This is a genomic window from Paenibacillus sp. LRG-1 (assembly GCF_057220305.1).
The window spans coordinates 4,616,071-4,628,757 of record NZ_CM170126.1; the positions used below are offsets into that span (position 1 = coordinate 4,616,071).

Sequence of the window (12,687 nt, forward strand, 5' to 3'; positions counted from 1 at the left end):
CACTATAGTATATCTAACATTACTGTCTTTTTCAAGAGCAGCCCTTTGAATGCTTCACAGGTAAACGTTTCCGGTCATTAAGGAGTGTTCATTCCCGCCGCTACAAATAGTCGCATCGACCGATACGCCTGCTCAAAACGGAAGCGCAACGCATCTGTAATGCCATATATAGCACGGGTTTCTTCCTCATTATTATTTCCGTTCAAACTTTCCGAAACTGTCTGATGGAGTGCTGCAGCCCAAATATCTGGCATTCCGTCCTCTTCCACCAACATTGATCTATAATCTTTCGTACCGTATACCGCCATCACAAACTGTGACCACAGCTCCTGTGCAAAATAGAATAGTGTAGGCTCGTGCACCTCAGTCTGATCGGCCACCCGTTCCAAAATACGCATAATCGACTCTGGAAAATCACCTGGCTGTAACGGAACCGTTTCAATGTCGATTTCCGCTTGTTCATCACCCCGTTTGATTTCTATCGTCCCTTCCGTTCCGCGTCTTCGCATGGTCTGTAGAACACGGAATTGAAGTAAAGGATGGATTTCCCGTTCCGTAATCCAGCGAAGCAAGGCATCATCGATTTCTGGCAGTTCCAGATAGGACAACTGCTCCAATGCTAAAATCGTCTGTTCGGATAAGGGTTCATCCATAGCCATCCGCAACAGCTTGTTGCCGTAGCCTGCATCCTGCTCCTGCTTAAAGCGTGCATGACGGCGAGCTAACTCTACTTCACTGACTTCTTCTTCCACAGCGTCCGTTACCGCCCCGCTGTCAGCGTACTGTGGAAATGCAGCTTCCAGCCATTGTAATAGAGCGTTCCATTCATCGTATTGCTTCTGCTCCTGTCCCTGACACTGCATTAAAAAACGCAGCATCGCCATCGCCTCTCCGTAACGTTCGTTTTCAAGCATCACAGTAAGTTGAATTTGATAATAGTCCAGTGTCTTCGGAAACAATACAATATTATTTTCTTTTGTCGTCACCTTGGAGTCCTTTATTCAAGGCACCCCCTCTCCTTCGCAAGCTCAAGTATTTGTAGATTATATGAGAAACAGTAGCCGAAGTCCAACCACTCGTCTTACACATATTCACCTGTATTCTAACATACCCTTTTATAAGGCAAAAAAAACTACGTCTACTCAGAATTTATGCAGTATAAAGCTTAAATAAGCGATATATGCAAAATAAGACTTGAATTTCTTTTATCCATATGATATATTAATATTCGCTTGAATTTTATGTCCCAGTAGCTCAGCTGGATAGAGCAACGGCCTTCTAAGCCGTCGGTCGGGGGTTCGAATCCCTCCTGGGACGTCATAACAAGAAGCTTCCATAATGGAGGCTTTTTTTGTTCTCATGAGATAAACCACGGGGGAACGTCGGACCATCGGCATCGTTAGCCTATACTTCGCAGTCGACCCCATAGGGAGAGTATCTCTCTTGATAAATTACACCAAAAAAAAGCTTCCGCAAGGGAGCTTTTTTTCATTATAAATAATGTAGAAAGATTATTCTGCCCAACGCTACTTTAGGCGCTGGTTTTAAGTCTCTACTCTTTCAAAAAAACGCAGAAATTGCTATCATCTATCATGTTGCACCATTTTTAAGTGAAGGAGGTAGACTGACTCCCTTGACTACGAATAAACTGCAAAAGTCGCGGGAAATTCATCGTTTTCTTGCCACTTTGCTTTCCATATTAGGTACTGGATTGGGTATGTTTTATCTCGCCATTCCTTCCTATATGATTGGAGGAGCGGCTCTTATCATCACACAGGGAATTCTGATCTATTTTACAATGTTCTCTCTCGGATACCTGCTTATTATCTCGGGACCGTTGGCCATTCTTTTTCACATTTTAGGCATTGTTTTTACAGTACGATCTTTTCAAATTCCACACCATGCGGAGAGAGCGCCGACGGTTGCATCCTTGCCTTCCAAATGGCGCACTTTACTCAGTCTCGCTTTGGGAGCTACACTTCTACTTCTTGCAGTCACAATGAAATACGTAGATATTATCGAGCCTTTTACAAAAACAGGTGAAAATAAACGCAACGTAGCCGCAGAATCAGAGCAATATCTGGAGCAGAAATACGGAGAGGACTTTCAAATTCAAAATATTAGCTATCATAGTATTCCCTTCACTGAATATACCATGGAGGCGATCTCTAATCGTCATCCTTCCGTCCTCTTTAACATGACTAAGCGTCCTTATGAGGATGTCCCATTTAGAGAAAATTATCTTAACGCCCTTTGGGAGAGTCAACTGGACATGAAGCTCAAACCCGTTATACAAAAGCTATACGATGATTCAGCCGCTGTTCATTCTGGAGTGCAAGAAGGGAACACGGATAAAATGATCAAAGAATACAACGATTTTAAACTGAATCCCAAAGCGGTCGGCGATCAGTATATTCGTATAATTGTATTCGAGGATCTAACTGACTCAGGATTGCCATTGGAAAAAGAACGAGTATTACAAACCGCGAAAGTTCTCAAGACAGTGTTGGCCGGAAATAAAGCCTCATTAGATATCGAATACTTCCCTTCGACTATGAATACCAAACAAAACCTTAAGGCAATAGAAATAAACGATTATATGTTTGGTCAGGACCATTTTGATGAAAAGACCTATGAAGTCCAGATAGAAGACATTTATAAACTTATGTCAACAAAGGATATACAAATCACATCGCTTGACCGCGTGAATTAGCAAGGAGATTAATCAAATGAAATTAATATCTTGGAATGTAAATGGCTTAAGAGCCTGTGTGACCAAAGGGTTTTATACTTATCTAAAAGAAACAAATGCCGATATTTTTTGCGTACAGGAAACGAAGCTTCAAGAAGGTCAAATCCTCATGGAGAACATGGAGGAATACACACAATACTGGAATTATGCTGAGAAAAAAGGATATTCCGGCACGGCTATTTTCACCAAAATCAAGCCGCTCTCTGTGCATTATGGACTTGAAGAAAATGAAGAACCGGAGGGCCGAACCATTACTTTGGAATTCGAAAAATTTTATCTCGTCAATGTGTACACACCAAATACCAAACGGGACTTATCCCGACTGCCCTACAGACTGGAATGGGAAGACCGTTTTCGCAGCTACCTGCAACAACTGGATGCTTTGAAGCCTGTCATCGTTTGTGGAGACTTGAACGTAGCTCATCAGGAGATCGACCTCAAAAATGCCAAAGCTAACTACGGAAATGCCGGATTTACGCCTGAGGAACGGGAACGCATGTCACAGCTACTAGACGCCGGATTTATAGATACCTTTAGATACTTTTATCCTGACCGGACGGATGTTTATTCCTGGTGGTCCTACATGCCAAAGGTGAGAGAAAGGAATATCGGCTGGCGGATTGATTACTTCCTCGTCTCGGAGAGACTTCGTCCGCTATTGATGGATGCGAGCATTGATTGTCATATTACAGGCAGTGACCACTGCCCTGTGATATTGGAATTGCAAGATATTTCAGCATAGGCCCCCCCTGCCTGGCACAAGGATTTATGAAGTCTTAAAAAGCCGTCATGCTCTGTTATTGCAGCATGACGGCTTTAATTAATGGAGCTATTTCCCCAAATATACCTCGATACGGGAAATCAACCGCTCTCTCACATCTTGCGCCTCTTTTTGATCTAATACAGCCTGGCTTATCGTCTTCTTTTCGCCACTGGCGTAATGCAGTACATACTGGGTCACTATGCATTCCGGTGCATAAGTATCCTTGCGATCCTTATTTAAATAAGTCACCTGGCAGCTTCCGAGAAAACAGAAAGATAGCTCACCTGTAGCTGTGAACAGCCAGCCTGGCAGCTTGGGCTCCAGTCTCAAGGATAGGCCCCTATGATCATAGCCAAACGGTTGCCCGCCGGTCATCATCCATATCCACATATGAATAAATTCTGCCGTAGATCCGCTCAGCCTCGCAATATATCCCGTTCCATGCAAACTTGCATCAGGATTAGCCATACTAGCAATAAAGGAGCTGTTCTCCAGCGTGCTTCTTCCGTAGACCTCTGGGTCCATAAAAGGCGGTAACGCTTTTTTAATGTCTGAAAAAAATTCAGTGTATAGACCCGCCCTTAAGCATTCAAGTAAATATTTGTATTCCATATGCATAAATATAGATTCATTTTCCAGCCAACCCGGTGTAAAAGCTCTGGAACGACCAAGTTCGAACGGCTGCCCCGCCAGACTTTCATTCACCTTATACATGCCCAGCTTCCTGTCGTAAAGTCCACTCTGCCTGATTTGCCGATACAGCTTCTGCCCATTTACAATGTCACCAACCACTTTCATAGCCCGGGTCGGTCCCTCCAGAAAATATGGTGTATCCTTACGTTCGAAGGAATGTATGTTTACGAGCTTGCCCCCGCAGCCATCCTCCTGTACCTCGAATTCTCTGGCTTCATAATAAAAGAAGGTTGGGTATATCCCCTCACCGATAAGCAGAGCCTTATCCATCCCCTGTTGGAGCTTACGTTCAGCCTGGCGCAAAAACACCAGCACATCATCAAACGCTAGTGGTGTTTCTACCCCTTCAAATCCAAAACGAACTGTTTCTCGATACGCTTCTCTAGCATCCGAAATTCGTGACCAGAAGCTGTAATCCTTGCTTTCATTCCTGTAATCAGCCTCATCAGAAGCGTGGTAGTATTCCTCCATTGTGAGCCTCAGCTGTTGGATTAACTTAGCAACTTCTCGCGGCAACCGTAGCACAGAATCGCCCGAAAGCTTCACCTGTGCATGTATTAAAAATCTTACGAGTCGCTGTAATTCACACAGTTCACTGAATCCAGAAGCAAACAGCCCCGGAAGTCCGTTCATGGAATCATTCCATCCCGGCTTGCCCGCCTCCATCTCAATTCCCAAGCCCTCCGGGTCCAGCGTGGACAGCTTGATGGCTGCCAATGACAGCAGCTTTTCATATAAATTGGACTTATAAATCTCTCCGCTTCCATGTTCGGTTCGAACCCAATGAACATCGCGATCCCGGGCGTGCAGCTGAGCTTCTTTCTCCTTGCTCTCTACGACCGCCCCGTACTGACGGATACGTCCGTCCTTCATCTGCACGTATTTGTTTCGACGTGGCTGTACCCATGCCGGACTGTCGTAATACATGTACTCTCGGGTCGCGAGCAAGAGTTCCTCTTGTTTGTCCGGATAAATACTTAGATAACTTTCGATTAGATCCATGTTATAAGTCCAATGGTCGATCCAAAAACCTTCACCAAAATCAGCCTCATAGCATTGTTCGGAATGCTTGAGAGCTTCGGTTACAAACGTCTCAACCGTTTGCTTTAGCGCGATGTTGTCATGAATGATATGTTGAATCAACTCACCCGGGGTGAACGACGATTGGAAAAAAGCACGCAAAGACGAATGATCTGCCACCTCCACCTGTCCTAGCAACGGTTCCAGCTCTCGTATTTGAAAGCTACACCCCTTTACAACAAGCGGATTATAGCCGTCTGGCTGAATCAGGCTCATAAACAAACGGATATTGAAATCTCCTATGCTGGGGTTAAACCACACATCATTTCTCCGGTTCTGGTTCGCATCTCGAAAATTACCATTTCCTTGAGAATAATATCCCGCCTGGAGCTTAAAGAAATTATAGTCCCGTTCCAGATCCCCATGCTTGCGCGAAAATACATGGTATACAAATGGTTGCTCGGTGCCGTTGTCCAGCAGCAATGGATAACCCCCGCGTAACAGGTTATCCAGATAGTTCTGACGGCAGTATTCGTCAAATAACGGAATGGATGTCCGCGTTGCCATTTCATCCGTCAACTCTTCGATCAACGCTTTGGCTTCCTCCGCCTTCCGCTCAACATAAGACATGGTTGCAATTTCCGTAATCCGTTCATTGATAGAGTGAATATCATTCACATGCCCAATGATCGTACAGTGATTGACGGCAGTACCTGCCGCTAGTCGTGCTGTGTAGCCGCTAAACCCACAAGGCACTTTATTCGTCGTCACAGGCTGCTGTGAAACCAAGTCTTCGACGCGTGTTTGGATAAAGCGATCCGGGAAGGTCAGTGCCGTATTTTCACCAAATATTACGGACGGATCGACAATTGGACTCAATAGCCTGGTCTTGCCCTCCTCCTCCACAAAGCTGTACATAAAATGTCCCGCTTCAATTTGATGAATCTCACTTGTATCTGCTGTACTTCCACGTACCTTATAGTAAGGAATGCTATTGTTGAGATTATACACATCCATCCAGCTTTTCAGTGTATGTCCAAGCTCCTTGTATGCCGCATTATCAATACCAAAGGGCAGTACGGCAGGCATGCCGTCCAGCACCTCCAGTTCAAGCTCTTGAGCGGAATGATTGACAATCTCCACCTTGCGCACCAAAGCAGCGTAACTTTCATGAGGAAGTGTGAAATATTGCACACGCACCTCAAGCCCTGTGTCTGGATTAGAGCTGTGTATTTCCAGCATATGGCGGGATATCAGCATTTTTTGCTGTTCACGCTCCACAGGATGCACAGCCGAAAATGGCTCCACATAGCTCCACTCCCCCTGCATCTTCACCTTTAAAAACGTTCGAAAGCCATGTATCGGCACAAGACTATAGCTGCGGTTGGCCGGAAAAAACTCCATGATTGCTCCATTCTTATCCTCTACACCAAAGCTTGCGATTCCTTGCCCACGATTAACATAATACGCCCACAGAGGAATCCCCTGAACCCCAGCAATACCGGGTAGAAAACTGGAAAAGGGCTTGGCCTGCGCATAATTCTCAATCACAAAACGTCCTTGATTGTCAAAATAATACTGCTGCATCGTATCCCCCTTTTCTATTTAAAACCCGTTATTCACCATCACTTGTTTGAACCACAGCGCACTTTGTTTGGGAGTCCGTTCCTGTGTGTCGTAATTGATGTGTATAATACCGAAACGTTTGCTGTATCCCCAGGCCCATTCAAAGTTATCGAGGAATGACCAGACAAAATAGCCCTTAAGATGACCTCCCTCCCCAATAAAGCGATGGCATGCCTTTAAATGTTCCTCAATGTAATACTGACGTCCAATGTCCTCAATCTTTCCATTCACCAGTTCGTCCTTCATCGCTGCTCCGTTTTCCGTAATCAGGATGGGTAACCCCTTGGTAAAATCCTTCTCAATCCGCGTTAGCAGCTTATAAAAGGATTCAGGGTGAATCTCCCATCCCATATCCGTTACCGGTTCCTCTATGGAAACCTGCTCGACCTGAAGCAACGAAGCGTCTGTAATCGCTCGAATGATGCTGCGGGCGTAGTAGTTGATGCCCAAAAAATCCCCTGGCTGCTGAATCAGCTCCATATCACCAGGCTGTACAAAATCCAATCCGTTCAAGCGCGCCCCGTACCATTCCACCATATCCTCAGGGTATTTCCCGTTAAACAATGGCTCGGCAAACCAACGATTAATAAAGCCATCCCGCCGGACAGCAGCGGCTACATCTTCGGGGTGTGCAGAGGCTGCATCGACATGCTCCATGTTCAGCGTAATACCGATGTTGCCCGTCAGGCCCTTTTCCTTGTGTAAATTCATGGCTATCCCGTGACACATCAGAATATGATGAGCGGCAGTAAAGGCTTCCCTCCAGTTCTCGTGGCCGGGGGCATGCTCGCCTGTACCATAGCCCAAAATAGAGGCGCAGTAGGGCTCATTTATCGTATTCCACCAGCTTATACGCTGTCCAAATCGATCCATGATTACAGAGGCATACGTTTTAAAATGTTGGGTAATCTCTCGCTGCGTCCAACCGCCCTCGTCCTCAATCCACTGCGGTAGATCCCAATGATACAGCGTCAGCATTGGAATTAGCCCGGCCGACTCAATCTCATCCAGCAGACGCTCATAGAAAAGTAGCCCCTGTTCGTTAACCACACCGGGTGCGGGAATAATGCGCGGCCAGGCCACGGAAAAACGGTAATGTAAAAAGCCAAGTTGCTTCATTAATTGCACGTCTTCCTTAAAGCGGTGAAAATGGTCACAAGCCACATCTCCGCAGTCCCCTCCTATCACCTTCCCGGGTGCTCGACAGAAAGTATCCCAAATAGAAGGCGTTCTCCCTTCCTCATCCGCGCCACCTTCAATTTGATAAGAAGAGGTCGAAGTTCCCCACATAAACGTGGTGGGGAATGTATAGGTATTCTCACTCATACTCGGTATCATCCTTTCAGGTATCAAGACTTCACAGCTCCGGCCATTGCACCGCCGACAATAAAGCGCTGGAGGAAAATATACAAAATCACGAGCGGTAGTGTAACAATCAGAATGCCGCAAGCGAGCAGCGGCCAGTTGTTCATGTATTGTCCGTAGAAGGAGAACAATCCCTTGGTCACTGGCTGATAAGCAGGATCAGACAAATAAATAGTAGGACCTATAATGTCATTCCACGCCCCAATAGCTGTCAAAATAATGCCTGTCGCCAACACTGGCTTCATCAGCGGGACAAGAATCGTAAACAAATATCGTGAATATCCGCACCCGTCCATTGCAGCCGCTTCATCCAGCTCTCGGGAGACAGACTTGATATACCCTACAAACATCAGGAAGGCGATGCCGGTACCTGTTGTTTTCAGTAAGATAAAACCAAGCTGTGTATTGTAAAGTCCCAGACTATTAATAAGAGCAAATTGCGGAATCAGAGGATTCGGGAGATACATAGATATCAGGAAAAACACATAAAAGAAGGTACTGAACTTAACGTATCCCCGTGCCAACGGAAAAGCTGCGAACACGGATATAATCAGTGTTAATAACGTAGATACGCCTGTATACAAAATGCTATTCCACATGTATTGAGAGAAGTTCCCTTTCTCCCAAGCATCCATGAAATTTTCCAAATGTAGACTCTTGGCTAGAGCTACAGGATTCATCAAATACTCACTTTGAGTCTTCATGGATACATTAAAAAGGTAAAAAAGAGGGAACACATATAACGAAAGCATGAGCAGTACGATGATGTAGCTCAGTATTTTGGTCCCTTTGGTACTGCTCATTACATTTCCACCTCTCTTCTACGTAAGTAATACAAGGCAATCATCGATACTGTAAATACGAACACGAACTGGATCATAGCAACTGCGGAAGCAAGACCGTAATCTGACGTTCCAGTACCAAAGGCTGTTGCATATACATCAAACGCCAGGGTTGTTGTGTTGAATTTACCACCTGTCAGCACATAAATAATGTCAAAGGTCTGCAAGGCGCCGATAATGGACAGCAGCATATTGACGGTAAAGGACGGTGCAATCATCGGAAAGGTAATATTTTTGAACGCTTTCCATCCAGAGGCACCGTCCATATACCCTGCTTCATATAAGTCACTGGGGATAGATTGGAGTCCGGCTAAGAAAATAGTCATCGAGTAACCCATATACATCCAAATTTGCACAAAAATAATCAACTCAAATGCAATATTGTAATCCCCGAAGAAGTTAGAGCTCGTTCCAAAAAAGTTCATCAAGGCTTGCGCAGGACCCCCAAGCGGATTGGCAAGCAGCTGCCAGATCAGGCCGGATACCGTTACCCCGAGTACAACAGGGAGGAAAAATACAGAGCGATATAACATATCCCCTTTAAGCTTTTTATTAATCAGGACGGCCATGAACAGCCCTACCGCATTTTGAATTACAACCACCGCTACGGCAAAATACAAGGAACGTCCTATAGAAGCGAGACGATCTCCAGAATCGGAGGAGGTGAAGAAAGTTGTGTAATTCTCGAATCCGATAAAACTCCATGTCTGTCCCGGAACCCCGGTAGCATCTGTAAAGGAAAAAAGCACCGTTACCATAGAGGGTCCAAAACCAAGAAGCAAATAGAGCAGAACCGGTATACCCAGCAAAAGATAGGGCATTATCCGGGCCGCACCCTTTCCGAAGGGATACATGTGCCTCACACCTTTTTACATTATTTAAGGTCTTGCAGTTGCCCAATTGTTTTCCTGTAAAATCTATGCATTATTTAGGAGCAGCCGCATCCCAGTCAGCCTGAGATTTCTGAGCAAGTTCCAAAGGCGTCTTTATCGGACCAGCAGGAGCCAAGAATTCTGCATGTGCACTGGCATCCTTAACGTATTGCCCAGCATTCTTACGGTTGATAAACAACTGATCCCAAGAGAGCTTGAAGTTTTCAAGTGACGGCTGAATTTCAGCAACAAAATCACTTTTTATCTTCACATCAGGCTGTGTTGGCAAAAATCCAGCAACGTTCACGAAATCGGTATAGTTCTGCTTCTCAGAAAGCATTTCAAGCCATTTAATCGCATATTCCTTATTCGGTGATTTTTCCAGAACCATCCATGTCATATCGTATTTTCCTGCTAGATTTTTATTTTTGGCAGGATCATTACTACCTGGAATCGGGAAATATCCAAATTTCATCTCTGGATTGGCTGTCTGAATCGTAGTTGCATCCCATGTACCATCCGCAATCATGGCCACACGACCTGAAGCAAACAAGCTTGGCAAGGTTCCATAGTCAATCCCCATAAATCCACTAATGGCGTTGTTCATCAAAATTTGTGATTTTTCCAAAACCTCGAGCTGGACGGGGTCTGTCAGCTTCGTCTTACCTGTCCACAACCCTTTGATATATTCCAGCTGATCATCATGGATAGAGGCTTGAAGCCCTTGGACAGCAAGGTTAATAGGCCATACATCCTTACCGCCAAAACCAAGCGGTTCTACGCCATTATCCTTGAGCACCTTCATCACATTCACCAGTTCGTCCCATGTCGTTGGCACAGTAAGATTATATTTTTCAAAAATCTCTTTGTTGTAAAACAGACCTGTCAGGGCCACCTTTCCCATGTTTACACCGTATACTTTGTCGTTGTAGGTCATGGCATTTTTGACATCTGTAGGATTATAGTTTTTGATAAAAGCTTGATCCGACAGATCTGCAATGAGTCCTCCCTCAATCCACTGCTTCCACATCGGATCAGCTGCTCCCTTAGACCATTCCTGCGGTGCGCCTACGAAGCTGAATTTCAAAGGAATAATGTCTGCATCACCGGTTGAACCAGCATTCATACGCGTTTGCATCAGTTGATCATAAGTTGAATCAGCAGGAACCGTCGTATACTCCACCTGAACATCGGGATACTTCTCTTCAAACTTTTTATTAAATTCCTTTATATAGTTATTAATATTTTCTTGCTGCCAATGAATAATCTTTAACGTGACCTTTTTATTCCCGTTCTGTCCAGCTTCACCACCTTTGCCGCAAGCAGCCAATACCACTATTAAAGCGGTTACAACAAGTAAAGAAAAACACTTTTTCAGCATTGCAAAATTCCCCCTATACTCTTAGAATAAATGCATTCACTTTTACGAAAGCGGTTTAGTTAATTACAGCTACTATTATGTATCGGATAGCCTGTATTTGTAAATAGAGAATTGTAAATTATCAAATAAAACATAAATCACCGTTATTACTCCTTGAAATATTAGGCAATATCCTTTATTCACACTGTTGACTCACTTCTATGAGGTAGCATAGAATACGAGTAATCATTAAGTTTGAAAAGAAAAGTCAATTTAACTAAATCAGTTTAGTTACGGAGGATTCCATGAATATAAAAACAATAGCTAACATGGCAGGCGTTTCAGTGGCAACGGTTTCGAAAATCATTAACAATTACACAGACATCAGTGAGGAAACCCGACAGCGGGTACTTAAAATCATGGAGGAAACAGGCTATAGACCCTCCTCCTCGGCCAAAACGCTTGCTACCAAAAAATCTAATCTGGTAGGCGTTATATTTGCCGGCAAGCTGAATGTTGATTTTAGTCATCCTTTTTTTGTAGATATCATTAATGTCTTCAAAAAACAGATTGGCTTGCTCGGTTACGATCTGCTATTTTTCTCAAATGAGAAATTTCTGGATAATGGAGAGGACTATTTGGCTCGCTCGAAATATTTTTCAGTGGACGGGTGCATTATTATTGCTGGAGATGAGGTGGAGAAGAGTGTTTTTGATCTCGACGCCAGCCCTATCCCCTGCATCGGTGTCGATATTGAGCTAACCGGAGCTAGTTCCTGCTATATCATGTCTGACAATCAGAAGATTTCAATGAAGGTTGTTGAGCACTTTTACATGAATGGATACCGCGAAATGGGTTTTATAGGCATTGAACGCCCCTCCTTAGTTATTAAAGAGAGAGAGGATGCCTTTATCGCTTCACTAAAACGGTTTAGTCTTGATGTTAGACCTGAATGGGTCGTGTATGGTAAGGACTACGCGGCAGAAGATGGATACCAGGTCGCGAAGGCGTGGATACAGCAAGGAAATTTACCAAAAGCTATTTTTGCAGCTACCGACCTGCTTGCTTTTGGTGCCGTACGTGCTTTCAAGGAAAGCGGCTTGAGGGTACCCGAGGATATTGCTGTGGTGGGATGTGATGATATAGAAGCCTGTCGTTATACCGAACCTCCACTGACGACTGTAAAACAAGACAAGCAAAAAATAGGCCGTCTAGCCGCTATGGTGCTGTTTGACCTGATGAATAAACAAATGGATACGAAATGTATTAAAGTAGAGCCGGAACTAGTCATTCGTAGCTCCTGCGGAGCCCGGCAACATTGGAACCATACGAAGGTCAAGAGTTAGCACATGCCTTAAAAAAGATGACTCCTGATAAATTTAGAAGTCATCTTT

9 protein-coding genes and 1 tRNA gene are annotated in these 12,687 nt (G+C 44.5%); 4 read left to right on the plus strand and 6 right to left on the minus strand.

Annotated elements, in window-relative coordinates; all coding sequences use genetic code 11:
- Window positions 1-77: 77 nt before the first annotated feature.
- Window positions 78-986 (minus strand): hypothetical protein, encoded by a 909-nt coding sequence (locus ACUUJN_RS20385; RefSeq protein ID WP_209943413.1) that lies wholly within the window; start codon window positions 984-986, stop codon window positions 78-80.
- 257 nt (window positions 987-1,243) lie between these two features.
- On the opposite strand from ACUUJN_RS20385, the gene ACUUJN_RS20390 reads away from it, so the two are divergent.
- From ACUUJN_RS20390 to ACUUJN_RS20400, 3 genes are all read left to right on the plus strand, one after another.
- Window positions 1,244-1,317: transfer RNA gene (locus ACUUJN_RS20390), tRNA-Arg, on the plus strand.
- A gap of 316 nt (window positions 1,318-1,633) precedes the next feature.
- Window positions 1,634-2,713 carry a hypothetical protein gene (locus ACUUJN_RS20395; protein WP_340857888.1) on the plus strand — a complete coding sequence of 360 codons (1,080 nt, stop codon included), beginning with the start codon at window positions 1,634-1,636 and terminating at the stop codon, window positions 2,711-2,713.
- Window positions 2,714-2,729: 16 nt separating this feature from the next.
- A complete protein-coding gene (locus ACUUJN_RS20400) occupies window positions 2,730-3,494 on the plus strand; it encodes an exodeoxyribonuclease III (RefSeq protein WP_075154650.1) in 765 nt (254 codons plus the stop codon).
- An 87-nt stretch (window positions 3,495-3,581) separates the two neighbouring features.
- On the opposite strand, the gene ACUUJN_RS20405 is transcribed toward ACUUJN_RS20400, so the two are convergent.
- The 5 genes from ACUUJN_RS20405 to ACUUJN_RS20425 form a co-directional block, all read right to left on the minus strand.
- Window positions 3,582-6,815, minus strand: coding sequence for a cellobiose phosphorylase (locus tag ACUUJN_RS20405; protein ID WP_484668867.1), 3,234 nt, complete (start codon window positions 6,813-6,815; stop codon window positions 3,582-3,584).
- Window positions 6,816-6,833: 18 nt separating this feature from the next.
- A complete protein-coding gene (locus ACUUJN_RS20410) occupies window positions 6,834-8,180 on the minus strand; it encodes a GH1 family beta-glucosidase (RefSeq protein WP_484668868.1) in 1,347 nt (448 codons plus the stop codon).
- A gap of 23 nt (window positions 8,181-8,203) precedes the next feature.
- Window positions 8,204-9,022, minus strand: coding sequence for a carbohydrate ABC transporter permease (locus ACUUJN_RS20415; RefSeq protein ID WP_028541564.1), 819 nt, complete (start codon window positions 9,020-9,022; stop codon window positions 8,204-8,206).
- Window positions 9,022-9,915, minus strand: coding sequence for a carbohydrate ABC transporter permease (locus ACUUJN_RS20420; RefSeq protein ID WP_028541563.1), 894 nt, complete (start codon window positions 9,913-9,915; stop codon window positions 9,022-9,024). The genes ACUUJN_RS20415 and ACUUJN_RS20420 overlap by 1 nt, the downstream gene beginning before the upstream one ends.
- A gap of 70 nt (window positions 9,916-9,985) precedes the next feature.
- The gene (locus ACUUJN_RS20425) at window positions 9,986-11,314 is read right to left on the minus strand and encodes an ABC transporter substrate-binding protein (RefSeq protein ID WP_028541562.1); all 1,329 of its coding nucleotides are present in this window, start codon (window positions 11,312-11,314) and stop codon (window positions 9,986-9,988) included.
- Between the two features lie 284 nt (window positions 11,315-11,598).
- On the opposite strand from ACUUJN_RS20425, the gene ACUUJN_RS20430 reads away from it, so the two are divergent.
- Window positions 11,599-12,639, plus strand: a complete 1,041-nt coding sequence (locus ACUUJN_RS20430) for a LacI family DNA-binding transcriptional regulator (RefSeq protein ID WP_341163284.1) — start codon at window positions 11,599-11,601, stop codon at window positions 12,637-12,639.
- Window positions 12,640-12,687: the final 48 nt, after the last annotated feature.

What these genes read in the sequence shown, in the direction of transcription:
- ACUUJN_RS20400 (WP_075154650.1), top strand. Translation starts at nt 2,730, where the DNA reads ATGAAATTAATATCTTGGAATGTAAATGGCTTAAGAGCCTGTGTGACC.
- ACUUJN_RS20405 (WP_484668867.1), bottom strand. Translation starts at nt 6,815, where the DNA reads ATGCAGCAGTATTATTTTGACAATCAAGGACGTTTTGTGATTGAGAAT.
- ACUUJN_RS20410 (WP_484668868.1), bottom strand. Translation starts at nt 8,180, where the DNA reads ATGAGTGAGAATACCTATACATTCCCCACCACGTTTATGTGGGGAACT.
- ACUUJN_RS20415 (WP_028541564.1), bottom strand. Translation starts at nt 9,022, where the DNA reads ATGAGCAGTACCAAAGGGACCAAAATACTGAGCTACATCATCGTACTG.
- ACUUJN_RS20420 (WP_028541563.1), bottom strand. Translation starts at nt 9,915, where the DNA reads ATGTATCCCTTCGGAAAGGGTGCGGCCCGGATAATGCCCTATCTTTTG.
- ACUUJN_RS20425 (WP_028541562.1), bottom strand. Translation starts at nt 11,314, where the DNA reads ATGCTGAAAAAGTGTTTTTCTTTACTTGTTGTAACCGCTTTAATAGTG.
- ACUUJN_RS20430 (WP_341163284.1), top strand. Translation starts at nt 11,599, where the DNA reads ATGAATATAAAAACAATAGCTAACATGGCAGGCGTTTCAGTGGCAACG.